Origin of the sequence: Enemella evansiae, from assembly GCF_002250705.1 — a bacterium.
Classification (GTDB): Bacteria; Actinomycetota; Actinomycetes; order Propionibacteriales; family Propionibacteriaceae; genus Enemella; species Enemella evansiae.
Genome location: NZ_NMVP01000037.1, coordinates 145,261 through 168,431 on the forward strand (window position 1 = coordinate 145,261; position 23,171 = coordinate 168,431).

The window sequence follows — 23,171 nt, forward strand, 5'->3', positions numbered from 1 at the left end:
ATCGTGCTTCTCGAACGCATCTATGACGAGGACCTGTCCCAGGCCAGCTACTTCATCGGCTGCCAGTCCCAGAGCGTGGCGCTGGTGGTGGATCCGCGGCGCGACATCCAGGTCTACCTGGACCTGGCCGCCCACCACGGGATGACCATCACCGCGGTGACCGAGACCCACATCCATGCCGACTTCCTCTCCGGCACCCGCGAGCTGGCCGCCGCCACCGGCGCCACCGCGTACGTCTCCGGCGAGGGTGGGGAGGACTGGACCTACGGCTTCGAGGCCGAGCTGCTGCACGATCACGACACGATCCAGCTGGGCAACATCACCGTCGCCGCCCGCCACACCCCAGGCCACACCCCCGAGCACCTGTCCTACCTCGTCACCGACGGAGCCTTCACCGACCAGCCCGGCTACTACCTCACCGGTGACTTCGTGTTCTCCGGCGACCTGGGCCGCCCGGACCTGCTGGACGAGGCCGCCGGCATGGAGGACACCCGCTTCGAGGGCGCCAAGCAGCTGTTCGCCTCGCTGAAGAACGCCTTCCTCACCCTGCCCGACCATGTGCAGGTCTTCCCCGGCCACGGCGCCGGCTCGGCCTGCGGCAAGGCGCTCGGCGCTCTGCCCTCGACGACCGTCGGCTATGAGCGGAAGTTCGCCTGGTGGGCCACCTACCTCGAGCGCGACGACGAGCAGGGCTTCATCGACGAGCTGCTCGACGGCCAGCCCGACGCGCACGCCTACTTCGCCCGCATGAAGCGCCAGAACAAGCGGGGTCCCGCGATCCTCGGCGACCGGCCCACGCCGGGAGTGGTCGGCGTCGAAGAGCTCACCCGCGGGCTCGAGGACGGTACCTACGCCCTCATCGACACCCGTCCCGTGGACCAGGTCCACGCCGGGACCGTGCCTGGCGCGCTGAGCATCCCCTCGCTCGGCAAGGCCGCCACCCACATCGCCTGGGCCTTCGACCCCGAGACCGATGACGCCGAGCTCGTCGTCCTCGCCGAGGACGCCGAGACCGCCACCGAGTACGGCGATCACTTCGTGCGCGTGGGAGTGGACTCCCTGACCGGCTACGTCACCTCCCTCGAAGGCCTGCCGACCACGGTCCCCGCGGTCGTCTCCCCGGCCCACCTGGAGGCGCTGCGCGCCGAGGACTCCACCGCCCTGCTGCTGGATGTGCGGAACCGCAGCGAGCACGCGGACGGCACCATCACCGGCGCCGAGCAGCTCTCGGCCGGGAAGGTGCTCTTCCACCAGGACGACCTGCCCGATCCCGGTGCGGGCCGCCTGATCACCTTCTGCCAGTCCGGTCTGCGCAACTCCGTGGCCGCCTCCGCGCTGCGCCGCGCGGGCCACGACGTGGTCGAACTCGACGGCAGCTACGCCGGATGGTCCCACTGGACCGCCCAGCAGCACGACCTCGCGACCACCGGGGAGGATGCCCGATGACGAATCCCCTGCAGATCGCCCCACGCACCGTCTCACCGGCCGAGCTCACCCGACGCCTCTCCGAGGACCCGGAACTCATGGTGGTCGATGTCCGCACTCCAGGCGAGTTCGAGACCACCCATATCCACGGCTCCTACAACGTGCCGCTGGACCTGCTCACCGAGCACACCGCCGACCTCGCCGAACGCATGCACGACCACGTCGTGCTGGTGTGCCAGTCCGGTGCCCGGGCGGGCAAGGCCTGCTCGGCTCTGCATGAGGCCGGCTTCGACGCGGTCGACGTGCTCGAGGGCGGCATCGCCGCCTACCAGGCAGCCGGCGGAACCGTGGTGCGCCGCGGAACCCGCTGGGCGATGGACCGCCAGGTCCGCATGACGGCCGGCTCCCTCGTTCTGCTCGGCACCCTGGCCGGCCAGCTGATCCACCCCCGCCTGGGACTGCTCGCCGGCGCCATCGGCGCGGGCCTGACCTACTCCGCCCTCAGCGACTCCTGCGCCATGGCCTCGGTCCTCTCGAAGATGCCCTGGAACCGCGTCGCACCGGACCCCTCCCTCGCAGCCCTCTTCGAGAAGGCACCCACGCAGGCCGCTTGAACCACCCCGCCATCACCGCTAGGAGAACCCCATGTGCAGAGCCACCACCTGCCGCACCTGCGGCAAGACCACCTGGGCCGGCTGCGGCCAGCACGTCGACCAGGTCATGAAGAACGTCCCCCGCCAGGACCGCTGCCCGGGCCACGCGAAGGAGGAATCCCGCGGAGGATTCTTCGCGCGGCTCCTCGGTCGCTGATCCCACCAAGCGCTCGACCTCAAACCGGGGCCCTCCACGAGCACTGACGCGCCCGTGGAGGGCCCCTCTCGGAGCAGAGCGCGCCGCACAGCATGGCGCGTATCAAACTAGGGCACTCCAGCGGAACAGTTACTGAGCGGTCGTTTACGGTTCCCGATAGGGCCCAAAAGTGCACTTTTGCGACACATCTGTCGCACTAGGTATACCCCAATACGGCACTCCTCGCGGCCCGCGCGGATCTACACCGCGCGGACTCTGGTCACCGGGAGTCAGACGCCGGGGTCGCCGGCATCTGCGACCTCAACTTCGTCGTCGACCCACTCGAACAGGTCACCTGGCTGACACTGGAGCACGCGACACATCGCATCCAGCGTCGACAGACGAACACCCTTGGGGTGACCGTTCTTCAGTACGGCGATGTTGGCCGGCGTGATGCCCACCCGATCGGCGAACTCCCCGACGCTTATCTTCCGGCGCGCGAGCTCCACATCGATCCGACTGACGATGGCCATCGCTCAGACAACCGCCTCCACCTCGACCTTCAGTGCCGTCGCTCGGACGAGCAGGCCTCTGAGGACAACGATCAGTAGACACTTCCCTAGCGCTGCGCTAGACTACGGAGCGCAGACCTCCCCCACACGTGTGGATCAGGGGGGTCTAGCTGTTTATGGCGGCAGTCACATTGCGGTGGGTGCTCGGTTGGTATCGCGCGGCGACAGATACTCCTCGTACCAATCGTGAGCGAACGCGTGTTTTGGGATCTGCGCGATTGCTGCGTTGGCGCACCAGGCAACGTGGTCCGCCATCTGCATGAGTTGGGACGCCTTGGAATCGGTGTAGATCGGATCTTCTATGACGTGGCGCGTAGCGCGAGGGAGCGCGCGATGTGCGTCGCGATAGGTCGTCTCTGAGCCGTCGCCATCCATGAACACCATCGCCAGTGAGGTTGTCCCCTCCATCTCTGACTCGAATCGCGAGAGCAGGCGGCCGTATACGTCGGCGCGTGCTGCCGCTCCGGTCTCACGCGTGGCTTGGTGGTAGACCGCTCCAACCCGCAGTCCCTCGATCGAGCTCATTGTCTCGAGGCTGGCCCTTGCGACCTCGCCCCCGAAGTCCTTCCATAGCTCGACGCCGTCCTCCCGGACGAACTCCGGGGGGACGCTCTGTGAGATTCTGCCGCGACCCAGCGCGTAGTCCGTCATGTGCAGCTCCTCGGGAACCGGCACGGCGTACTGTCGCCACAGTCGCTTCCGGTGTGCCAGCCACTGCCCGAGAACGTTATGCCAGTGGTTCGGGCTGAACTCAATCCACCCATAGACGACAAACCCAGAGGCGGTGTGCCCGGAATCGTCCATATAGATGAGCCGGTCAAGTGTTCTCTGGGGCATGACCCCCAACTCTATGGCCGCCGAGGCGAGCCTGCATGCCCATCCCGTCGCCGGTTGGGCTGCCAGTAGTGTGAACAGCCATTATTGGCAGCCCTTGACTCCTGCGATTGCTGCATGGCGATCCGCTCCACGTCGCTGTGGTCGCGATCGTCGGTGGCGGCTGCGGGCATCGAGCCACACCTGTGGCCTGGGGCTTCGGGTGTGGCTGGCCCTACGTGCTGCGTCTGAGGACTATCGGTCCCGCGAAACTGAATGGTGAGGTGAACCGCGGTCGGTAGGCACGTGAGTCGACCGCTCCTATACGGCGCTACTTAGCGGCCGGCTTGCTGCTGAGTTCGTCTGCTTCTTCATCGGCGAGCGTTCCAACGAGCTCGGCGATCTTCACGACGATGTCCTCCATGGGCTCCTCCGCAGTGCTGAATCCACCACGTGATGCGAGCGTGGGACTTACCTGGTCAAGTTCATCGAACGTCACGCCATGCATGACCGGCACCAGGAGGTTGCGTCGCAGCAGGGCACTGAGTTCGTTGTTCGCGATGCTTCGGTCGGTGCGTAGTTTGTCGAGCATTGCGGGGGTCACCAGGACGAACCCCATGCGCGAACTCACGAGCCCCTTCTCGATGGCCACTCGCATATCGGTGCCAGGCCGAAGCGTCACCTCGCTGAACCATACCGAGACGCCTTCCCCGACGAGTAAGTCGTAGACGTCTTTCGCGTCTGCCTTGCGGTCGGGCCAGGCGTGGCATAGGAACACGTCATGCTCCTGAGTTCGTGCCACGGCCGCCGCACGGACGGGCCCTAGGTCGCGAACCTGCTGCGGCGTGTACGAGGCAGTCGACGCGCTCGGCTGCCAGGCCGGCCGGGTAGTGCGGCGTCCCCCGCCGCTGATGCTCCCGCTCCCGCTTCCACGGGCAGGCGCGGTCGGTGGTGGGTAGGACGGGTACGGCCGCGGCGGCGCGTAGCCGTACCCTCCGCGATGGCCATGAACTGGGCAGTCGGCGCCACCGCCCCTGATATGGCCCCGTACGGGCGCAGTGCACTGAGACATGTGTTCGATGTTACAGGCGACCTCCGACATGGCAACGAGGGTTCTCCCGAGCCCCGGGTTTCTTCGCTGTGGTTGAATCTCGCCTGCCCGCACTGACGTGATCTCGAAGGCCTGCACCCGGAGGTGCCTGTGGAGCCGCTCTCGATAGCTTCCCTCGCTGTAGCCGTTATCGCGGCAGGAGTGGCCATCTGGCAGGGTGTGTCATCCCACCGACAGCTCAACCTGGCGCGTCGCACTGAGGAAGAGACGAAGCGCGCTCTACAGGAGATCCGCGACCTATCGCGAGACAACCGGACGACTGCCACCGAGATCAAGTCCGCGATCGACGAACGAATCACGAAGATCCTTGACCTTCGACTGGAAGCTGAGCGTCAAGGCCTTGACGCTGAACGTCAAGAGATGGAGGCCAAGCGCGCGAACGCGGCTCAGGGTGCCGATTTGGCGAATCAGATGTTTGGCTGGTTAGGCAAGCAGGTTGGGCAGGCGATCGCCGAGCAGGACGCAGAAAAGCGCCGAAACGTCGATGATTCTGACGACGAGCGGCGAGACGAGTGAGTCATACGCCCGTCGCGTGTGGCAATCACTTGGCTCCGCAAACGCGATCGGTCAATCAGGCTGGACGAATCGAGCTAGAGGGGCTGCGACGTGGATGACCTTGCCGAGCACGAAGAGCGAGCCATACGGGACTACGTCAACAGCCAGTCTCCGCCGGACGACCAGGCTGTCTTAGTTCAGCCGGTGCACTCGCGGCGGGTCCTTGGCCAAACGCATGACGTCTTCGATGTGCATTGCACGAAGACGCGGTGGTGGGTGATCACCGGGCCGACGAACCTCTACTTACAGACGGACTTCCCGCAAGCGGAGCAAGCACTCATCTTCCATATCGGACTTGGGGCAGTGCTGGCCGAACGGAGCCGCGGCGAGCTCGGTGACGAGGATCAGCCTGTGTCGCCTACCTGGCGGCGCTACAGGGACGCGCTCAAGGTCATGGACGACGCGTCAGAGGCCGAGGACTTTCAGTCGGTCGGCATCAAGTGCCGAGACGCCCTGATCGCTTTAGGTAAGCAGCACCAGGACGCCGATTGGCTCGGCGAGGTCCAGGAAAGGCCCAAGGTTGCGGACTTCAAGGGGTGGGGGGCGATCTATGCGGAGCGGCTCGCTGACGGGCGACAACGGAGCTACGTCAAAGCCATGGTCGACAAGACATGGGACCTGGCCGTGGGACTGCAACACGATTCGAACGCCACTCCCGCGGACGCCGACTTCGTGCTCGACGCGACCGGGCACCTGATCGGGGCTCTCAGTAACCTTGTGCGACGTCATGACGAGGGCGATCCTGCTCGCTGCCCACAGTGCGAGTCCTACAGGGTCGACCGCGACGTTGCGTACGCCGACAGGGGATTCACAGAGTCGCTCGTCTGCGCAGCATGCGAGTGGCGCTCCGAGCCGACGTTCACCGCGTGGGCGGACCACTTCGAGGCAGACTCCCTCGAGCGCGCTACCGACTACCTGGCCGGGCTGACTACGAGCATCTCCGACGGTCCTCACCACGACGATCCCGTCGAGACCGCATGACTCACGGGGGCGTGGCCCTCGATCTCCCCAAACCCCCATATGGTCATCTGGGGGTTACTTGTTCCGGAGTTCGGGGTAAGCCTTCTGGATCGCGTTCAGCACGAGGTCTCGCTGGCTGATGCCATGCTCAGCTGCCGCGATCTTAAGCCGGCGGTGGAAGTCCTTGTCGAGATCGATCGCAAGACGCACGGTCTCGACGACCGGCTTCTCGGCGAAGCTACTCGCAAATCCCTTGCCGGCACTTCGCGGGTTGCGACCCATGGCTGCCCCCAGCTTGTCGGTGTTCTTAGGCATCGGTTGCTCCCTGGAGGATCGTCAGGATCTCTGCGGCCAACTGGTCGTAGCCATGCAGCTCGGTCGGGCGAGAGATGCCAGCGACTTGGCGCACGGCTTCCCGCTTAGGGATGTAGGCCTCAAGCGCGTGCACGCGCTCCCCTGCCGCTTCGCGAAGCGCTGCCCGCGCAAGACGGAACGTCGTCGACCCAGTCTCAGCTCGGGCCAGGAACAGGGCCGCTCGCGTATCCCCGATCGCTTCGAGCGCAGACCATGCACGAGAAAGCTCGAGACTGGACTGCAGAGTCGGGATCAGAACGAGGTCTGCCACGGCAGTTGCGGCATCCAGGACCTCGGCGACACCCGGAGGGGTGTCGATGACAACGAACTGCGTACGAGGCAGAGCACGGCGGATCGTCGCGGCAGATCCCGGGACGACCTCAAAGGGCAGCGCCACTCCCCCGTCCTGCGCGTTGTACGCCCACTCGGTGGCGGACGCCTGAGGGTCAGCGTCGACGACGGTGACGTCGCCATGTTCAGTGAGGGCCGTCGCGACGAAGATCGAAGTGACCGTCTTGGACACCCCGCCCTTCGGGTTCAGGCACGTGATCACAGTGGTCATGTGGGCCACCATATGACCACTCCCCCAGCTGGGCACAACCCCTTCTCCCCATATGTTGCTACCCCCGGATGGGGGGATGGTGGGATGGCCAGAGCATTGGACGTCAACGCAGGTCAGCGACACGCAGGAGGTGCGGCAAAAGCGCTGCGCACCGGGATCTGGCGTGTAGCGTCGTTGCAACGACAGAAAAAATGAGCGCCCAACCGGTGGCAGCCAGTTGGACGCTCGCTTCACCCCGAAACTGAGACTTCGGGGAGAAAGCCTGGTCATGACCATACCTTCGTCTCCCGACAGTGGGGGAGGGGACACGCCCAGCGTGTCTCCCACAGCACAGGCATCGACCTCCGCGCGCCCGTGGGACGATCTCGAGCCGGGCCCGCGCCCCTCACAGTGGACCGACCCATCCACCGGTCAAGCGATCCACAGCTACAGCCCCGACCTGTTCGCGGCGCCGAGCGCACCGGGGATCCGCTCCTGCGGGTGGGACGACATCCAGGCCATGACCTTCCTGCAGCACCTCGGTAGAGACGCCTTCCAGGCCAGCCGAGACCGTGACTTCTCGAAAGCCTGGAAGAAGAACCCCGAGACAGGGGAGACCAAGCCCCGCATGTTCCCCGTCGGGACGCCAGCGCTCGAACGGTGCCAGTACGCCGTCCTGACCCATCCCCAGTACACGGCAGCGCTCGTCTTGGACATCGACCGGCCCAGCCATGAGAGCGGCGGGCAGGTCACCAATCTTCACTCCAAGGTCCACACCGTCCTGGACCGTCTAGCTGTCGCCGGCTACGGCCCTGCCTGGCTGGGGATCAACCCCCTCAACGGAAAAGCCCAGGCGATTTGGCTGATCGACCCGGTCTACGCGGGGGAGGGACGCTCGAGCCCAAACACCCGTCTCCTGACGATTGCCACGACCGAGCTGAACCAGCTCCTCGGTGGAGACCTCGCCTTCAGCCACCGCTTCTCCAGGTGGCCCCTCCACAAGTCGAGCGACCCCACCGCATACCGTTGGCACTGCCAGCACAACCAGATCGTTCGCCTGACAGACCTGGTGGCGGAGGTTCGCAGAATGACCAACACACAGACCCCCGGACGAGGCGAAGGGGAGAAGCAGTACCCCAGCGGTCGAGACCGCATCGAGGCAGCCCGCAAAGCCACGGCTGAAGCGAAGATGCTGCGGGAGCTTGCCGAGCAGCTGCCAGAGACCGCCCAGATCGCGCCAGCAGCAGCAGGCGTGATCGACGGCGTTCGAGTGATGTGGATCAGCACAGGACGAGCCGCCCGCGACGAGACCGCCTTCCGCCACGCCCTCGCCACAGCACACCGCCTCAAGAAGGCCGGAGAGGCACTCAAGGACGCGAAGCTCATCGACGCCTACGAGCGGGGCTACAACGTCGCCCAAGCCGTCGGAGGCGATGGCCGCGAACCGGACATGCCTCCCATGCGCGACCGTCTCGACTGCAGCACCACCAGCGGTGGGATGACGTAGGTGGAGGCGGCCAGCCGGCCCGCGGGGACGTGCGACAGGGCGTACCCCCAGGTGAGGAAGGCGATCGCGGTCGGGAACACGCCCAGGTAGATGATGCCGAGCCCGGTACCGGCCGGTGCCACGGTGGCCTGGCGGAGCAGCTCGGGTGCGAACGGCAGCGCGATCACCAGGCCGGTGAGGCAGCCCAGCCAGGTCAGGGTGAGCGGGTCGATCCGGGCGAGCAGGCGTTTCTGCGCGGTCGCGCTGGCGGCGTACAGCAGTGCGGCCGCCAACCCGCAGAGCACGCCGAGCAGATCCCCGCCGCCGCGCCAGGTGGTCGCCGCGATCAGCGCCACCCCGGTGAAGGCGACGACCAGGCCGACGATCAACCGGCCGGAAAACCCCTCGCCCAGAAGGAATCCGGCGAGCACCACGATCAGCACCGGCGCCAGATTCACCAGCAGCGCGGTGGTGCCGGCGTCGAGATGTCGCTCGGTGGTGTTCAGCGCCAGGTTGTAGAGCCCGAACCAGGCCGCTCCCCAGCCCAGTACCGCGGTCAGCAGCCGGCCCCGCGGCAGCCTGGGGAATCCGCCGCGACGGGCCGCGCGGGCGATCACGACCGCCGTCAGCGCCAGCGAGCCGACCAGTTGCCGCCCCACGGTGAGCGCACCCGGGGAGAACTCCCGGCCGACCGCGCGGACCGCGACGAAGGCGGACGCCCAGAGCACCGCGGTCCCGGCGGCGGCCAGGATCGGGAGTACGCCGGGCCGCAGCGCCGATCGGGGCAGCGTGCTGGTCATGTCCCCATCCTTGGCGAGGAGGACCATTCAGCACCAGCACGGATAACTTACCGACGATGAAGGCGCACTGAATCAGCCGCGAGCCCGGGGTTCGTGGTCGACCGGGGCATCGCCCTTCGGCCCCTTCGGAACTTGCGGCTCGATCCACAAATCGGCCCTTTTGCCCCTCGTTCGCGAATCGAGCCGCAAATTCCGGCGCTCAGCCAACGTGCGCGGTTCATCTCGACACGGTCGCTTCGCGACCTACTCGATGAACAGACTGCCCGATCAACCGTCGACGATCCGTCCCACCCCGCCGGTGCACCGTTACCAGTAAAAGTGGGGGTGTGTGCCGAGCAGAACCCGACCACGCAGAGACCCGCGCCACCTAGGAAAGGTCGTTCCCGGCGGGGATCGCGTCAGGGCGTGGTCGGGCGTTGCGAGCCGACGCCGAAATCGCGGCAGCACAACCAAACCACCGGCGAAGCTGGGCGAGACGCGATCCCCGCCGGGGACGACCGGACCCAACCACGAGCGGGTTACCACGCAAGGCACTTGGTTTCGACTCGCAAGCTCGCTCAACCGGCGTACGGGCTTGGTTTCGACTCGTCGTTCCTCCTCGCTCAACCAGCGTCCCGACTCGCAAGCTCGCTCAACCGGCGTACGGGCTTGGTTTCGACTCGTCGTTCCTCCTCGCTCAACCGGCGTACCAGTCAGTCGGCGCCGAGGTAGGTGCGCTTCACCCGGTCGTCGGTGAGCAGGGCACGGCCGGTGTCGGAGAACATGATCGACCCCACCTCGAGCACGTAGCCGAAATCGGCCAGGGCCAGCGCCGCCTGGGCGTTCTGCTCCACCAGCAGGATCGTCACGCCCTCGGACTGCAGTTCGGCGATGGTGGTCATGATCGTCTGGGTCATGATCGGCGACAGGCCCATCGACGGTTCGTCCAGCATCAGCAGCCGGGGCCGGCTCATCATCGCCCGGCCGATCGCCAGCATCTGCTGCTCACCACCGGAGAACAGGCCGGCCGGCTGGTTGCGCCGCTGGCCGAGCACCTCGAACAGGTCGTAGACCCGCTGGATGTCCTTGCGCAGATTGGCGGTGTCCTTGCGGGCGAAGGCGCCGAGCATCAGGTTGTCCTCGACGCTCATCCGCGGGAACAGCCGCCGGCCCTCCGGCGACTGCGCGATCCCGCGGGTGACCACCTGATGCGCTGGTACCCCGTCCAGTCGCTTGCCCTCGAACCAGATCTCGCCGGCGACCGGCTTGATCAGCCCGGAGATGGTCCGCAGGGTGGTCGTCTTGCCGGCACCGTTGGTACCGAGCAGGGAGACGATCTGGCCCTCGTCGACGGAGAACGAGATGCCCTTGACCGCCTTCACCCGCCCGTAGGCGACCTCCAGGTCCTTGACCTCAAGCATCCCGCTCCCCTTCCCGGTGCGCGCCCGAATGCCGCTGCTGATCGGTCTCCTCCTGCTGCTGGGGAACCGGATCGTCGGGCGGCACGAGCCCCTCCTCCGCCAGGCTCTCCTCCAGGTTCTCGGCCGAACCGATGTAGGCCTCGATCACCCGCGGATCGGACTGCACCTCGTGCGCGGTCCCCTCCACCAGCACCTCGCCACGGACCAGGCAGCAGACCCGGTCGCAGAGGTTGAAGATGAACCGCATGTCGTGCTCGATCACCAGCACCGCCAGCCCGAGGTCGCGGATCTTGAAGATCAGCTCCTCCGCCTGCCGGGTCTCCTGCGGGTTCATGCCGGCGGTCGGCTCGTCGAGCAACAGCAGCTTGGGATCGGTGGCCAGCGCCCGCGCGATCTCCAGCCGCCGCTGGTCACCGTAGGACAGGTTGCGCGACAGCGAATCGGCGACCTTCCCCAGGCCGACGAACTCGAGCAGTTCGTGTGCCCGCTCCCGGGTCTCCCGCTCCTCCCGCCGGTGCCGCGGCAGCCGCAGGATCGCGTCCATCGCATTGGCCCGGGTCCGCGAGTAGCGGCCCACCATGACGTTCTCCAGCGCGGTCATGTTGTGGAACAGCCGGATGTTCTGGAAGGTACGCGCCATCCCCGCCATCACCACCTTGCGTGGCTTCGGCGGCAGCACCGAACCGTTGAACATCACCCGCCCACTGGTCGGCTGGTAGAGCCCGGTGAGGCAGTTGAAGAAAGTGGTCTTGCCGGCCCCGTTGGGACCGATCAGGCCCATGATCTCGCCGTTGTGCACCTTCAGGTCGACCTTGTTGACCGCGGTCAGACCGCCGAACTGCATGGTCACCTGCTCGGCCGAGAGCAACACCTCGGCATTGCTCAGATCCGGCCGCTCGGGCCGCTCGCTCTGGATGGCGGTGCTCATGCCGACGCTCCCTTCGCAGCCTGTCCGGACCTGTCGTCGTCGTTCACGGTGGCGGCGGCCTCGGCCGCCTCCTCCTCGGCGTCATGGAACTCCAGCTGCCGCCGGCTGTCCGGGACCAGACCCTCGGGCCGGAAGCGCATCATCACGACCAGCAGCAACCCGAAGGCCAGCAACCGGTAATCGCTGACCACACGCAACTTCTCGGGCAGCAGCTTGAGGATGGTGGCACCGGCCAGCACGCCGACGATGGTGCCCATACCGCCCAGCACCACCGCGGCCAGCAGGAACGCCGACTCCAGGAAGATGTACTGGTCGGGGGTGACCGAGACGTCGGCATGTGCCTTCACCGAACCGGCCACGCCGGCCAGGAAGGCGCCGCCGGCGAAGGCCAGCAGCTTCAGCCCGAAGGTGTTCACACCCATCGCCTCGGCGGCCTTCTCGTCCTCGCGGATCGCGACCCAACCGCGCCCGATCCGGGACCGGTTGAGGTTGGCGAACACCAGGATGATCAGTGCCAGCACCAGCAGCATCAGCCAGTAGTAGTTGGCGAAGCGGCCGATCTCCACCCCCAGGATGGTGTGCGGCTCGCCGAAGTCGAAGCCGCCCAGCTGGAGGTCGGGGATGTTGGGGATGCCGTTCGAGCCGTTGATGATGTTCGGCCCGTCGTTGCCGTCCAGGTTGAGCATCGCCAACCGGAAGATCTCACCGAAGGCCAGCGTCACGATCGCCAGATAGTCACCGGAGACGCGCAGGGTCGGCGAACCGATGATCAGACCCAGCACCGCCGAGACACAGCCCGCGATCAGCACCACCACGATGAACGGCGGCTTCCAGGCGAAGAAGGTCGCGAACGCCGACTTCGACAGCACCGCCGCGGTGAACGCGCCGGCACCGAGGAAGGCGATGTAGCCGAGGTCGAGCAGACCGGCCAGACCGACCACGATGTTCAACCCGAGCGCGGTCGCGGCGAAGATCAGCACCTGCTGGGCGACCGACATGTTGGCATCCGAGCCGTCCTGGGTGAACGGCAGCGCGAACGCCACCACGAAGGCCGACAGCACCAGCACCTGCCGGTTCTCCCGGGCGGCCCGGGACAGCCAGCCGGAGATCCCGCTGCGGACCAGCACCATCAGCACCGCGAACACGAAGACGATGAACAGCACGAAGCTGCCGCCGTCGCTGAGGCTCAGGCCGTACGCCGTGCCGGCGAGTCCGGCGGCGAGCAGCAGCACGATCGCCACGATCTGCAACCAGTGCGGACTCTTCAGCCGATCCAGGGTGGCATCGGCGCCCCCGGGCAGCAGCCGGGTGCCGGCGAACGCGATCAGCGCGGCGACCAGCGCCACATAGGCACCGGGCTCCAGGTTGATCAGACCGCCGAGCTCCAGCGCGATCGCCAGGATGGTGACGATCACGAAGACCAGGCCTCCGGTGGCGGCGGCCTTCGCGGCCCGGTACCAGTCGATCCGGGTCAGGGCGGCCACCCGGTTCCGCAGCAGCGAACCGATCAGGCTGACCAGCACGATGACACCGAGGGCCAGGAACAGGAACTGCAGGATCGACGGCCCACCCCAGTAGGTCATGTCGTCCAGCGCGTCCGCACCGTAGGCCCACTTGAGGTAGGGGGCGATGATCATCAGCACGGCACCGACCATGGCGACGATCCGGCCCGTGCCCTGCAGGCGTTCCTGCTGTTCGGGCTTGATGAGCGACTTCATGCGCGATCCACCACCCTTGCACCGAGCAGACCCTGGGGCCGGAAGACGAGCACCAGGATCAGAATGATGAACGCCCAGACGTCCTTCCAGGCCGAGGAACCGAAGGTGCCGGGGATGTAGGTGGTGGCGAAGGTCTCCACCACGCCGAGCACCAGACCACCGACGACGGCGCCGTTGATGTTGCCGATGCCACCGAGGACCGCCGCACAGAACGCCTTCAGACCGGAGATGAAGCCCATCCGGAAGTCGATGTTGGCGTACCGCAGTCCGTGCGCCATGCCGGCGACCGCGGCCAGCGCGGCACCGACGGCGAAGGCGACCATGATCACCTTGTCCACGTTGATGCCCATCAGCCGGGCGGTATCGGGATCCTGGGAGGTGGCCTGCATGGCGCGGCCCATCTTGGTGCGGTTGACGAAGAAGTAGAGGAAGCCGGCGCACACCACCAGGGCGACCAGGGTGAACACCGACGACATCTGCACATCGACGCCGCCGAACTTCACCGAGCGCCCGGAAATCCCTTCAATGGCAGGGAATCGCAGCGCGCTCTTGGCTCCGGGGAAGAACAGGCGTACCGCCTCCTGGAGGGCCACCGAGATGCCGATCGCGGAGATCAGCGGGGCCAACCTGGGGGCATTGCGCAGTGGCCGGTACGCCAGCCGCTCGGTCAGCAGGGCGACCCCGACCGCACAGATGATGCCGCCGACCATCATCAGCGGCATCAGTACGAGCAGGGCCATCGGCGCCGACCAGCTCGTCGGCGAGCCGAGCACCATCCAGGTGGCCAGGCTGCCGAAGGCGCCGATCATGAAGATCTCGCCGTGGGCGAAGTTGATCAGCTGAACGATGCCGTAGACCACGGTGTAGCCGACGGCGATCAGGCCGTACAGCGCACCGAGGGACAACCCGTTGATCAGCTGTTGCAGGAACAGGTCCATGGAGAGCTACTCACTCCTTCCGGCCAGCCGGAAGGGGCGGGGAGGATCACTCCCCGCCCCTTGCACGGTCCGACTCGAGGGCGGTCGGGCTCTGCTCGGCCGCGTTGCCGGCCGAGGGTCAGAGCCCGCTGGCCGTTACTTGAAGTCCTCGGTCTTGTCGGCGGTCCACTCGCCGCCGCTGACCTTGTAGACGGTCAGCACACGGGCGGTGGAATCGCCCCACTGGTCGAAGGCGACCTTGCCGGTCGCACCCTGGAAGTCGACCTTGCCGACGGCGGCGATGGTGTCCTTGCGGGCGGACTTGGCGTCCTGTGCGGAGGCCAGCGAGGTCTTCAGACCTTGGATGATGGCGTTCGCGGCATCGTAGGAGTACGCACCGTAGGCACCGTAGGGATCGGAGTAGCCACCGGCCTTGTAGGCGTCGACGAACTTCTTCGCCGACTCCAGCTTCTCGGTCGGCGCGCCGACCGAGGTGGCCAGGTCACCGTTGGAGTTCGGGCCGGCGAGCTGGATGTACTTCGGGTCGTAGATGCCGTCGCCACCCATCAGCGGCACGTTCAGCCCGGCGCCCTTCATCTGCTGCGACAGCGGCCCGGCCTGCGGGTACTCGCCGCCGTAGTAGACGGCCTTCGGGTTGGAGGCCTTCACCTTGGAGATGACCGCGGAGAAGTCCTTGTCGTCGGGGTTGATCGTCTCGGCGGTGGTGACCTTGCCGCCCCCGGCGGTGAACGCCTCGCTGAAGGCGGAGACCAGGCCCTGGCCGTACGCCTTCTTGTCGTGGATGGTGGCGACTTCCTTGATGCCGGAATCCAGCAGGTACTTGGCCGCGAACGGGCCCTGGATGGCGTCGGTGGTGCAGGTGCGGAAGTAGTTGTCGTAGGTCCGCTTCGGGTTGGCCAGGTCGGCGCCCTTGGTGAGCGTCGGGTTGGTGTTCGCCGGCGAGATCAGGGTGACGTTGGCCGACTGGAAGATCGGCTGCACCGCCTGACCGACCGAGGAGTTCAGCGGGCCGACCGCGCCGACGACCTCGTCGTCGCTGGTCAGCTTGGTGGCGGCGTTCTTGCCGGTGTCCGGCTTGCCCTCGTCGTCCTCGGCGACCAGCTCGAGCTTCCAGCCCGGGATGGTGTTGTTGGCGTTGGCCTCCTTGATCGCGAGGTCCACCGAGTTCCTGATGCCGATGCCCAGCGGGGACAGGTCACCCGAGAGCGGAGCCACCACACCGATCTTGGCGGTCTTGGTGCCACCGCCACCCGACCCGCCGCCGCTGCCGCTCTCGGCGCGGCTGCCGCACGCGGTGACGGCCAGCGAGGCCGCGAGCAGGGATGCCCCTGCGATCATCATCCGACGGTTCACGTCTGTCCTCCTGGATCTCGCACCCCGCGACCGTGCGGGGGCATCTCTGTCGAGCCGTGAGAAACAGTAGGTCCCATTTGCGGCCGTCATGCGAGTGACAGCACCTTGTTGATACGAGTTCGTTACCAACAGGTACTGATTGTCACAAACGGTGACCCAAACCGATGCGGAATCGTGTCCGTGGCGGGCTTGGCTGACGGCCGGAGGCCTAGTAGCCCCCGGCCGTCGACGATCAGCGCTTCTTGTTCTTCTTGGCCAGGTCGATGACGCCCTCGGCGACCTCGCGCATCGACTTGCGCATGTCCATCGCGCTCTTCTGGATCCAGCGGAAGGCCTCGGGTTCGCTCATCTTGAACTGCTGCTGCAGCAGGCCCTTGGCCTGGTCGACCGCCTTGCGGGATTCGAGCCGCTCCTCCAGGTCGGTGACCTCGTCCTCGACCGCCCGGATCTCGGCGTACCGGGCCATCGCGATCTCGATCGCGGGCACCACGTCGGAGGCGTCGAAGGGCTTCACCACATAGGCCATCGCACCGGCCTCGCGGGCCCGCTCGACGAGTTCGCGCTGGCTGAACGCGGTCAGCATCACCACCGGAGCGATCCGCTCCTCGGCGATCGTCGAGGCCGCGGTGATGCCGTCCTGCTTGGGCATCTTGACGTCCATCACGACCAGGTCGGGATCGAGCTCGCGGGCCATCTCGACCGCGGCCTCACCGTCGGCGGCCTCGCCGACGACCTCGTAACCCTGCTCGGTGAGCAGTTCGACGAGGTCGAGCCGGATCAGGGCCTCGTCCTCGGCGACCAGGACCCGGGGCTTCGCCTTCCCGGTGGGCGTGTCACCGGCCTTGGCGTCGGTGGCCTGGCTGGGGGCGTCTGGGGTGCTGGTCTTTTCGGTCACCAGACGATTCTCCCTCGCGGGTTCAAGGTTGCGCAAAATATCCGCGTGTGCGCGCCCCGAGCCGAGCCGCTAGAGTGGATCAGCACCTTGCCGGGGTGGCGGAACGGTATACGCGGACGGCTCAAACCCGTCTGGCCTTGATCGGCCTTAGGGGTTCGAATCCCCTCCTCGGTACGACGAAAGGAACAGGCGTACGCCCAGCTGGGCGTACGCCTGTTGTCGTCCGGTCGCTCAGATCTCCCCGTCCCAGTCGGACCGGGTCGTCTCCGACAGCGGCGGCTGGATCCGGTGCACCCGCAGCGCATTGGTCTTGCCCGGGATGCCGACCGGGGAGCCGGCCACGATCACCACCCGGTCACCGACCGAGATCCGTGCCGACTCGATCAGCGCCTTGTCCACCAGTTGGACCATTTCATCGGTCGTGTCGACCTCGGGGATGTGGAAGGACTGCACGCCCCAGACCAGGGTCAGCACCTGCCGGGTCTTGTCCTCGGGGGTGAACACCAGGATCGGGATCGAGGCGCGCAGCCGGGCCAGCCGACGGGCGGTGTCACCGGACTTGGTGAAGGCGACCAGATATTTCACACCCAGCCGCTCCCCCACCTCGACCGCCGCCTTGGCGATCACACCGCCGGTGGTGTGCGGATCCCAGTCGATGCTGGCGATCCGGTCGGTGCCGGCGGCCTCGGTCTTGGTCACGATCCGTGCCATGGTCTGGACCGCGACGACCGGATAGGTGCCCACCGAGGTCTCCCCCGACAGCATCACCGCATCGGCACCGTCGAGCACCGCATTCGCGACATCGGAGGCCTCGGCGCGGGTCGGCCGCGGCGCGCTGATCATCGACTCCAGCATCTGGGTGGCGACGATCACCGGCTTGGCCATCCGACGGCAGGTGGTGATGATCGTCTTCTGCGCCAGCGGCACATCCTCCAGCGGCAGCTCGACGCCCAGGTCACCGCGGGCCACCATGATCGCGTCGAAGGCATCGACGATCTCGTCGATGGCGGCCACCGCCTGCGGCTTCTCCACCTTGGCGATCACCGGTACCCGGCGGCCCTCCTCGCGCATCACCTGATGCACGATTTTCACGTCCTCGGCCGACCGGACGAACGACAGCGCCACCATGTCGAACTCGTTGCGCAGCGCCCAGCGCAGGTCCTCGATGTCCTTCTCGGTCATCGCCGGCACGTTCACCGCGACCCCGGGCAGGTTGATGCCCTTGTTGTTGCTGACCGGGCCGCCGACGGTGACCCGGGTGATCACATCGGTAGCGGTCACGCTCTCCGCGCGCAGCTGGATCCGGCCGTCGTCGATCAGGATCACATCGCCGGGGCTGACGTCACCGGGCAACCCCTTGAAGGTGGTCGAGCAGCGCGTCGCGTCACCGGGGATGTCGTCGGTGGTGATGGTGAACCGGTCGCCGTAGGTGAGGGTGACCTGGCCCTCGGCGAACCGGCCCAGCCGGATCTTCGGCCCCTGCAGGTCGGCCAGGATGCCGACCGGCCGGCCGACGTGACTGGCCGCCCGGCGCAGGTCGGCCAGATTCCGGGCATGCTCGGAATGGTCGCCGTGGCTCATGTTGAAACGGGCCACGTTCATGCCCGCCTCGACGAGTTCTGTCAGTCGCTCCACGCCCGAAGTGGCCGGGCCGAGCGTGCACACAATTTTCGCTCTCCGCACACCTTCGACCCTATCAACGCGGTGACCTGTCGGTCAGCCCGCCGACAGGCCCTTGGATCAACTCGCGCGCAGCTGTTCCAACGCGTGGGAAAGATCGTCGGGATAGTCCGACTCGAAGCTCACGTACTCCCCGGTGCCGGGATGGATGAAGCCGAGGCGTACCGCATGCAACCACTGCCGTTCCAGCCCGAGCCGGGCCGCCAGCTTCGGGTCACCGCCATAGGTCGGGTCGCCGACGCAGGGATGCTTGATGGCGGCCATGTGCACCCGGATCTGATGGGTACGCCCGGTCTCCAGATGGATCTCCAGCAGGGTCGCCGCGACCATCGCCTCGAGCGTCTCGTAGTGGGTCACCGAGTGTCGGCCGGTGGCGGTGATCGCCATCTTCCAGTCCGCCCCGGGATGCCGCCCGATCGGTGCCTCGATGGTGCCGTCGAAGGGGTCCGGGTGCCCCTGCACGACCGCGTGATAGGTCTTGTCGACGGTGCGGTCCCGGAAGGCCTGTTTGAGCACCGTGTACGCCTGCTCGCTCTTGGCCAGCACCATCAGCCCGGAGGTGCCGACGTCCAGCCGCTGCACCACGCCCTGGCGTTCCGGCGCGCCGGAGGTGGAGATCCGGAACCCGGCCCCGGCCAGGTGCTCGGTGACCGACGGGCCGTCCCAGCCCAGCGAGGGATGCGCGGCGACGCCGACAGGTTTGTCGACCACGACGATGTCGCGGTCGTCGTGCACGATCCGGACGCCCTCGACGACCTCGGGGGTGACCGGTACGCCGGCGGTCACCTCCGGCAGCAGCACCTCCAGCATCGCCCCGGAGCGCACCCGGTCGGACTTGCCGACCGGCGTACCGTCCAGGCTGACCTGGCCCTCGCCGGCCAGCTCGGCGACCCGGCTGCGGGACAGGCCGAGCATCCGGGCCGCGGCCGCGTCGACCCGCTCACCGTCCAGCCCGTCGGGGACCAGCAGGATCCGGGACTGCCCGCTCATCGGACCGGGTCACCCGGCTCGGGATCGGCGCCGGCGGCGCTGGTCTCGGTCTTGTCGGTCTTGTCGGTCTTGCCGCTCTTGTCTTCGCGGCCCGGTTCCGGCGTACCGTCCATGGCGATCCCGCGGACCACCCAGATCAGCATGATCAGGATCGCCCCGGAGACCACGCAGACGTCGGCCAGGTTGAAGATCGGCCAGCGCGGCAGCATCAGCATGTCGACCACGTGACCGCGGCCGAAACCGGGTGGGCGGAAGAGTCGGTCGATCAGGTTGCCGGTGATCCCGGCCACCACCAGACCCAGCCCGATCGCCCAGCCCCGGTGGCGCACCTTCGGCACCACGAACCAGAGCAGACCGACCAGCACCAGGAAGGCGAGCACGGTGAAGACCGGGGTGAAGCCGGCACCGATGGAGAACGCCGCCCCGGGGTTGCGGATCAGATAGAGCTGCAGCACCCACCCCAGCAGCGGTTTCGGATCGGCCGGGGCGAGGTACTGGATCGCCAGGATCTTGGTCACCACATCGGCGGCGATCCCGATCAGGGCCGCGGTGGTGAAGGTGGCCACCGCGGCGCGGCGGCTGATCACCCGGGCGCGCGGGGCGCTGGATCCGCTCATCGCCTCTCGTGCCGCTGCTTGCAGACCACACACATGGTGGCGCGCGGGTAGACCTGCAACCGGCCCTTGCCGATCGGTTCCCCGCAGCTCTCGCACCAGCCGTAGAGCCCCTGGTCGATCAACCGCAGGGCGTGCTCGGTCTGGGTGAGCATCTCCCGGGCGGCCGCGGCCAGCGACATCTCCTGGTCCCGCTCGAAGTTGGCCGAGCCGACATCGGCGGCGTCCCGGCCGGCGCCGTCGGCACCGTCGGCGAGCAGCTCCTGCAGCTCGGCCTCGGCGAGCTCGATCGAGCGGCGGTGCTTGACCACCTCGGCCTCGAGATCGTTGCGGACCTCATCCAGCTCGGCCCGGGTCCACTTGTCCTCACCCTGGCGTACCGGGAACTCCGACGGCTTGCTGGCCGGCTTGCGGTTCGGGTCGAGCCCGCGGGGTGCGGTGTCGGCGGCGGCCTGCTTCGCCGGTGCCTGCTTGGCCGGGGCCTTCTTGGTCGCCGGCTTCTCGTCCGAGGTCGGCTGCTTGGCCGGCGCCTTCTTGGTCGCGGTCTGCTTGGCCGGGGTCGCCTGTTTCGTCGCGCTGGCCTGCTTCGCCGGGGCCGCCTTGCTCGCGGGGGCCTTCTTGGCGGTGGTCTTCTTGGCCGCGGACGACTTCTTGGCCGGGCTCGTCGCCTTCGCCGGGGCCTTCTTGGCCGCCGGCTTCTTGGCCGCGGAGGCCTTCTCGGCCTTCTTGGCAGTGGGCATCAACGGGCTCCTTCTCGGGGCTTCAGGCGCTCAGTGTCCGCTGAAGCGTACACGAAGGGGCCCCGCTCGGCGGGACCCCTTCGAATGATGTGCCTGCGGCAGTTGGAATCAGTTGTTGCGCTGCTGGTTGTTGTCACCCAGCAGGGCGTCCAACCGCGGGGTGCTGCTGGACTGCTGACCCTGACCCTGCTGGCCCTGACCCTGCTGGGACTGGCCCTGCTGGGACTGGCCCTGCTGCTGGGTCTGGCCCTGCGAACCGGTCTGCCCCTGCTGCCCGGTCTGACCGCGCTGCGGCTGGGACTGCTGAGCGGCCTGGCCCTGCTGCCCCTGGCCGGAGCGGTCGTCCTCGGTGTGCCCGCGGCGGGCGGCCTGCTGCGGCGCGTCGGCCTTGTCCAGCCCGGCCGGACGGTCGGCCGGCTCGATGGTGCCGGACTCGATGGTCTGGATCTGCTGGCGCAGCTGCTGGGTGAAGGACTGCCGGTAGCGCTGCTCGAAGTCGCGCAGCTGGCTGACGGCCTGCTGGAGCTGGTTGCGCTCGGTCTCCAGACCGGCGAACAGTTCGGTACGCCGGGCGCCGACCTGACGATCGAGATCGGCGGCCTTGGCCTGCGACTCGTTGGTCATCTTCTCGGCGTTCACCCGGGCCTCGGACTCGACCCGATCGGCGCGGGTCCGCGCGTCGGTGGTCAGCTGGTGCGCCTTCTGGTTGGCGTCGTCGAGCTTCTGCTTCGCCTCCCGCTCGGCCTCGTTGACCAGGTTCTCGGCCTGCTCGGTGGCCATCTGCACCAGCCGGACGACGGCCGGGCTGGCCTCGGCGCTGGTGGTGACGACCATCTTGCCGCCGGTGGCCTGGGCCTGCTGGCCGGAAAGCTGCTGGCCGGTGCCCTGCTGCCCGGTGGTCTGCTGGCCGACGGCCTGCTGGGGCTGGGTCTGCTGCTGGAGCTGCTGGGTCTGCTGCTGCGCCTGCTGCTGGCGGCGGAGTTCCTCGTTGCTCGGCTCGCGGCGGTCCTCGCTGCGCTGCTGCGCCTGCTTGAGCGCCTCGACCTGCTGCTTGAGGGACTGGTTCTCCTCGGCGAGCTGGGCGAACGAGGCCTCGACGCGGTCGACGAAGAGATCGACCTCCGACACCTCGTATCCGGTCCGCCGGGCCATGTGGAACTTTGTCTTGCGGACTTCGTCCAGGGTCAGGGTCATCGTTCACCTCAACAAGATTCGGGAGCAGGGACATGCCGTTGCGCGGGCAGGCACCAGCGGCACACTGGCACCTCGGCCACCGAGCGTAGCACCACGGCCGGGAGACTCCGCCCCCCGGAAGCCCCCCGCACCGCATCTGAGTCCAGTTCTGATCGATCGGCCTGCTTCCGCGGATCGGGCAGTTCTCGAGCTGGAGCCCCCGGCGTACCGGCTCTAGGCGAAGAAGATGCGCGCGTTCACACTGCGCAGCACGATGATCAGCAGCCAGAGGACCATGAACCCCAGGTCCAGCATCACATTGCCCATCCGGACCGGCGGGATCACCCGGCGCAGGGCGCGCAGCGGCGGATCGGTGACGGTGTAGATCGCTTCGGCGACCACCAGCAGCGGGCCCTTGGGGCGCCAGTCCGGCGCGAACAGCGGGACCCAGCTGAGCACCATGCGGGCGAACAGCACGATGATGTAGGCCCACAGGATGAAATCGATGATCTGGCCGATCAGGACCATGAACCGCTCCTGGCTGGGTCGGGCCGGGGGTCAGCTCTGGTTGAAGAACCCGCCGGCGATGCGTTCCTTGTCCTCCGCGGTCACGTTCACGTTCTGCGGGGACAGCAGGAACACCTTGCTGGTGACACGCTCAATGGTGCCACGCAGACCAAAGATCAGCCCGGCCGCGAAGTCGACCAGTCGCTTGGCGTCGGCGTCCTCCATCTCGGAGAGGTTCATGATCACCGGGACACCGTCGCGGAAGTGCTCCCCTATGGTGCGCGCCTCGTTGTAGGTGCGCGGGTGCACGGTGATGATCCGCGAGATGTCCGCCGTCCGCGGGCGCGCCGCCGGGGCGGCGCTGCGCTGCTGCGGCTCGACCACCCGGGTCTGCGCGCTGCGGCGATGCTGCAGGTCGTGCACGCTCGCCGAGTCCTCCACCTCGTCGTCGACATCGGTATCGACGTTCTCGGTGAGCTCGACGTCGGAGTCGTAGTCATACGAGCGGTCGTACCGCTCGGACGTGGTGAGGCCGAGCCACTCGGCTGCGCCCCGCAGTCTACTTCCGGCCATCGATTCCGCCTCCCGCGATCTCGGGGAATTTCCCCGCTCGGACCTACGGAGTCGAGCCTACCCGCGCCGACTTCTCGTGTACGCCCGACACGCGCGTCTTTGTCGGCTCGCGCGCAGCGCACCATCACCCACCCCGTGCCTGAGCCACGTTCCGTGCTCGGGGCATGGGAGTTCGGTTGGGGCATGGCACACCATGCTCGGACCGAAGGACGATGCCCCGACCGGATCAGAATGGTAGGGGTTCTACTCGACGAGG

General features: G+C 67.3%; 25 protein-coding genes and 1 tRNA gene. 7 read left to right on the top strand and 19 right to left on the bottom strand.

Annotated features, from left to right (window positions below):
* The first annotated feature begins 3 nt into the window (after positions 1 to 3).
* The 3 genes from BI335_RS19835 to BI335_RS21665 are packed head-to-tail and all read left to right on the top strand — an operon-like array spanning position 4 to position 2,235.
* Positions 4 to 1,446 carry an MBL fold metallo-hydrolase gene (locus BI335_RS19835; RefSeq protein ID WP_094433091.1) on the top strand — a complete coding sequence of 481 codons (1,443 nt, stop codon included), beginning with the start codon at positions 4 to 6 and terminating at the stop codon, positions 1,444 to 1,446.
* A complete protein-coding gene (locus BI335_RS19840) occupies positions 1,443 to 2,039 on the top strand; it encodes a rhodanese-like domain-containing protein (protein WP_094433093.1) in 597 nt (198 codons plus the stop codon). The genes BI335_RS19835 and BI335_RS19840 overlap by 4 nt, the downstream gene beginning before the upstream one ends.
* 31 nt (positions 2,040 to 2,070) lie before the next feature.
* A complete protein-coding gene (locus BI335_RS21665) occupies positions 2,071 to 2,235 on the top strand; it encodes a hypothetical protein (RefSeq protein ID WP_094433096.1) in 165 nt (54 codons plus the stop codon).
* A gap of 269 nt (positions 2,236 to 2,504) precedes the next feature.
* Here the strand turns inward: BI335_RS21665 and BI335_RS19850 are convergent, their stop codons facing one another.
* From BI335_RS19850 to BI335_RS19860, 3 genes are all read right to left on the bottom strand, one after another.
* Positions 2,505 to 2,747: a helix-turn-helix domain-containing protein gene (locus BI335_RS19850; protein WP_094433098.1), complete on the bottom strand. Its 243-nt coding sequence runs from the start codon at positions 2,745 to 2,747 to the stop codon at positions 2,505 to 2,507.
* A 165-nt stretch (positions 2,748 to 2,912) separates the two neighbouring features.
* Complete coding sequence (locus BI335_RS19855) at positions 2,913 to 3,623, bottom strand: DUF3800 domain-containing protein (protein ID WP_094433100.1); 711 nt, start codon at positions 3,621 to 3,623, stop codon at positions 2,913 to 2,915.
* A 307-nt stretch (positions 3,624 to 3,930) separates the two neighbouring features.
* Entirely contained in the window at positions 3,931 to 4,701 is a 771-nt protein-coding gene (locus BI335_RS19860) for a toll/interleukin-1 receptor domain-containing protein (protein WP_324252843.1), read from the bottom strand.
* Between the two features lie 150 nt (positions 4,702 to 4,851).
* Between BI335_RS19860 and BI335_RS19865 the strand changes: the two genes are divergently transcribed.
* Both BI335_RS19865 and BI335_RS19870 read left to right on the top strand, forming a co-directional pair.
* A complete protein-coding gene (locus tag BI335_RS19865; RefSeq protein ID WP_094433102.1) occupies positions 4,852 to 5,226 on the top strand; it encodes a hypothetical protein in 375 nt (124 codons plus the stop codon).
* Positions 5,227 to 5,316: 90 nt separating this feature from the next.
* Entirely contained in the window at positions 5,317 to 6,246 is a 930-nt protein-coding gene (locus BI335_RS19870; RefSeq protein WP_094433104.1) for a hypothetical protein, read from the top strand.
* 54 nt (positions 6,247 to 6,300) lie between these two features.
* Here the strand turns inward: BI335_RS19870 and BI335_RS19875 are convergent, their stop codons facing one another.
* On the bottom strand, positions 6,301 to 6,540 hold the full coding sequence (locus tag BI335_RS19875) for a type II toxin-antitoxin system HicB family antitoxin (protein WP_094433106.1): 240 nt from the start codon (positions 6,538 to 6,540) through the stop codon (positions 6,301 to 6,303).
* Positions 6,533 to 7,141 (bottom strand): ParA family protein, encoded by a 609-nt coding sequence (locus BI335_RS19880; protein WP_164736315.1) that lies wholly within the window; start codon positions 7,139 to 7,141, stop codon positions 6,533 to 6,535. Before BI335_RS19880 ends, BI335_RS19875 begins: the two co-directional genes overlap by 8 nt.
* A 499-nt stretch (positions 7,142 to 7,640) precedes the next feature.
* Between BI335_RS19880 and BI335_RS19885 the strand changes: the two genes are divergently transcribed.
* The gene (locus BI335_RS19885) at positions 7,641 to 8,627 is read left to right on the top strand and encodes a replication initiation protein (RefSeq protein WP_144009153.1); all 987 of its coding nucleotides are present in this window, start codon (positions 7,641 to 7,643) and stop codon (positions 8,625 to 8,627) included.
* On the opposite strand, the gene BI335_RS19890 is transcribed toward BI335_RS19885, so the two are convergent.
* From BI335_RS19890 to BI335_RS19920, 7 genes are all read right to left on the bottom strand, one after another.
* Positions 8,525 to 9,406, bottom strand: coding sequence for a DMT family transporter (locus BI335_RS19890; protein ID WP_094433112.1), 882 nt, complete (start codon positions 9,404 to 9,406; stop codon positions 8,525 to 8,527). The two genes, BI335_RS19885 and BI335_RS19890, sit on opposite strands and share 103 nt — an antisense overlap.
* A 692-nt stretch (positions 9,407 to 10,098) precedes the next feature.
* The gene (locus tag BI335_RS19895) at positions 10,099 to 10,806 is read right to left on the bottom strand and encodes an ABC transporter ATP-binding protein (protein ID WP_094433114.1); all 708 of its coding nucleotides are present in this window, start codon (positions 10,804 to 10,806) and stop codon (positions 10,099 to 10,101) included.
* Entirely contained in the window at positions 10,799 to 11,734 is a 936-nt protein-coding gene (locus BI335_RS19900) for an ABC transporter ATP-binding protein (protein WP_166646708.1), read from the bottom strand. Before BI335_RS19900 ends, BI335_RS19895 begins: the two co-directional genes overlap by 8 nt.
* Positions 11,731 to 13,452 carry a branched-chain amino acid ABC transporter permease gene (locus BI335_RS19905; RefSeq protein ID WP_094425955.1) on the bottom strand — a complete coding sequence of 574 codons (1,722 nt, stop codon included), beginning with the start codon at positions 13,450 to 13,452 and terminating at the stop codon, positions 11,731 to 11,733. Before BI335_RS19905 ends, BI335_RS19900 begins: the two co-directional genes overlap by 4 nt.
* On the bottom strand, positions 13,449 to 14,390 hold the full coding sequence (locus tag BI335_RS19910; RefSeq protein ID WP_094361021.1) for a branched-chain amino acid ABC transporter permease: 942 nt from the start codon (positions 14,388 to 14,390) through the stop codon (positions 13,449 to 13,451). The genes BI335_RS19905 and BI335_RS19910 overlap by 4 nt, the downstream gene beginning before the upstream one ends.
* A 135-nt stretch (positions 14,391 to 14,525) precedes the next feature.
* On the bottom strand, positions 14,526 to 15,743 hold the full coding sequence (locus tag BI335_RS19915) for a branched-chain amino acid ABC transporter substrate-binding protein (protein ID WP_208109141.1): 1,218 nt from the start codon (positions 15,741 to 15,743) through the stop codon (positions 14,526 to 14,528).
* A gap of 232 nt (positions 15,744 to 15,975) precedes the next feature.
* Positions 15,976 to 16,545, bottom strand: a complete 570-nt coding sequence (locus BI335_RS19920) for an ANTAR domain-containing response regulator (RefSeq protein WP_229117837.1) — start codon at positions 16,543 to 16,545, stop codon at positions 15,976 to 15,978.
* Positions 16,546 to 16,727: 182 nt separating this feature from the next.
* Here BI335_RS19920 and BI335_RS19925 point away from each other — a divergent pair.
* A tRNA-Leu gene (locus BI335_RS19925) sits at positions 16,728 to 16,812 on the top strand.
* A gap of 57 nt (positions 16,813 to 16,869) precedes the next feature.
* Here the strand turns inward: BI335_RS19925 and pyk are convergent.
* From pyk to BI335_RS19960, 7 genes are all read right to left on the bottom strand, one after another.
* Positions 16,870 to 18,321, bottom strand: coding sequence for a pyruvate kinase (pyk, locus tag BI335_RS19930; protein ID WP_094433116.1), 1,452 nt, complete (start codon positions 18,319 to 18,321; stop codon positions 16,870 to 16,872).
* 57 nt (positions 18,322 to 18,378) lie between these two features.
* Positions 18,379 to 19,308 (bottom strand): RluA family pseudouridine synthase, encoded by a 930-nt coding sequence (locus tag BI335_RS19935; RefSeq protein WP_094433118.1) that lies wholly within the window; start codon positions 19,306 to 19,308, stop codon positions 18,379 to 18,381.
* The gene (gene lspA, locus BI335_RS19940; protein WP_094433120.1) at positions 19,305 to 19,925 is read right to left on the bottom strand and encodes a signal peptidase II; all 621 of its coding nucleotides are present in this window, start codon (positions 19,923 to 19,925) and stop codon (positions 19,305 to 19,307) included. Before lspA ends, BI335_RS19935 begins: the two co-directional genes overlap by 4 nt.
* Complete coding sequence (locus BI335_RS22425) at positions 19,922 to 20,662, bottom strand: TraR/DksA family transcriptional regulator (RefSeq protein ID WP_094405390.1); 741 nt, start codon at positions 20,660 to 20,662, stop codon at positions 19,922 to 19,924. Before BI335_RS22425 ends, lspA begins: the two co-directional genes overlap by 4 nt.
* A 108-nt stretch (positions 20,663 to 20,770) precedes the next feature.
* Positions 20,771 to 21,856: a DivIVA domain-containing protein gene (locus BI335_RS19950; RefSeq protein WP_094433122.1), complete on the bottom strand. Its 1,086-nt coding sequence runs from the start codon at positions 21,854 to 21,856 to the stop codon at positions 20,771 to 20,773.
* Between the two features lie 213 nt (positions 21,857 to 22,069).
* The gene (locus BI335_RS19955; RefSeq protein WP_094361035.1) at positions 22,070 to 22,363 is read right to left on the bottom strand and encodes a YggT family protein; all 294 of its coding nucleotides are present in this window, start codon (positions 22,361 to 22,363) and stop codon (positions 22,070 to 22,072) included.
* A 30-nt stretch (positions 22,364 to 22,393) separates the two neighbouring features.
* Positions 22,394 to 22,915 carry a cell division protein SepF gene (locus BI335_RS19960; RefSeq protein ID WP_094361037.1) on the bottom strand — a complete coding sequence of 174 codons (522 nt, stop codon included), beginning with the start codon at positions 22,913 to 22,915 and terminating at the stop codon, positions 22,394 to 22,396.
* Positions 22,916 to 23,171: the final 256 nt, after the last annotated feature.

What these genes read in the sequence shown, in the direction of transcription:
- BI335_RS19950 (WP_094433122.1), bottom strand. Translation starts at nt 21,856, where the DNA reads ATGACCCTGACCCTGGACGAAGTCCGCAAGACAAAGTTCCACATGGCC.
- BI335_RS22425 (WP_094405390.1), bottom strand. Translation starts at nt 20,662, where the DNA reads ATGCCCACTGCCAAGAAGGCCGAGAAGGCCTCCGCGGCCAAGAAGCCG.
- BI335_RS19880 (WP_164736315.1), bottom strand. Translation starts at nt 7,141, where the DNA reads ATGACCACTGTGATCACGTGCCTGAACCCGAAGGGCGGGGTGTCCAAG.
- BI335_RS19935 (WP_094433118.1), bottom strand. Translation starts at nt 19,308, where the DNA reads ATGAGCGGGCAGTCCCGGATCCTGCTGGTCCCCGACGGGCTGGACGGT.
- BI335_RS19840 (WP_094433093.1), top strand. Translation starts at nt 1,443, where the DNA reads ATGACGAATCCCCTGCAGATCGCCCCACGCACCGTCTCACCGGCCGAG.
- BI335_RS19860 (WP_324252843.1), bottom strand. Translation starts at nt 4,701, where the DNA reads ATGTCGGAGGTCGCCTGTAACATCGAACACATGTCTCAGTGCACTGCG.
- BI335_RS19855 (WP_094433100.1), bottom strand. Translation starts at nt 3,623, where the DNA reads ATGCCCCAGAGAACACTTGACCGGCTCATCTATATGGACGATTCCGGG.
- lspA (WP_094433120.1), bottom strand. Translation starts at nt 19,925, where the DNA reads ATGAGCGGATCCAGCGCCCCGCGCGCCCGGGTGATCAGCCGCCGCGCC.
- BI335_RS19905 (WP_094425955.1), bottom strand. Translation starts at nt 13,452, where the DNA reads ATGAAGTCGCTCATCAAGCCCGAACAGCAGGAACGCCTGCAGGGCACG.
- BI335_RS19885 (WP_144009153.1), top strand. Translation starts at nt 7,641, where the DNA reads ATGACCTTCCTGCAGCACCTCGGTAGAGACGCCTTCCAGGCCAGCCGA.
- BI335_RS19910 (WP_094361021.1), bottom strand. Translation starts at nt 14,390, where the DNA reads ATGGACCTGTTCCTGCAACAGCTGATCAACGGGTTGTCCCTCGGTGCG.
- BI335_RS19850 (WP_094433098.1), bottom strand. Translation starts at nt 2,747, where the DNA reads ATGGCCATCGTCAGTCGGATCGATGTGGAGCTCGCGCGCCGGAAGATA.
- BI335_RS19960 (WP_094361037.1), bottom strand. Translation starts at nt 22,915, where the DNA reads ATGGCCGGAAGTAGACTGCGGGGCGCAGCCGAGTGGCTCGGCCTCACC.
- BI335_RS19900 (WP_166646708.1), bottom strand. Translation starts at nt 11,734, where the DNA reads ATGAGCACCGCCATCCAGAGCGAGCGGCCCGAGCGGCCGGATCTGAGC.
- BI335_RS19875 (WP_094433106.1), bottom strand. Translation starts at nt 6,540, where the DNA reads ATGCCTAAGAACACCGACAAGCTGGGGGCAGCCATGGGTCGCAACCCG.
- BI335_RS19895 (WP_094433114.1), bottom strand. Translation starts at nt 10,806, where the DNA reads ATGCTTGAGGTCAAGGACCTGGAGGTCGCCTACGGGCGGGTGAAGGCG.
- BI335_RS19955 (WP_094361035.1), bottom strand. Translation starts at nt 22,363, where the DNA reads ATGGTCCTGATCGGCCAGATCATCGATTTCATCCTGTGGGCCTACATC.
- BI335_RS21665 (WP_094433096.1), top strand. Translation starts at nt 2,071, where the DNA reads ATGTGCAGAGCCACCACCTGCCGCACCTGCGGCAAGACCACCTGGGCC.
- BI335_RS19890 (WP_094433112.1), bottom strand. Translation starts at nt 9,406, where the DNA reads ATGACCAGCACGCTGCCCCGATCGGCGCTGCGGCCCGGCGTACTCCCG.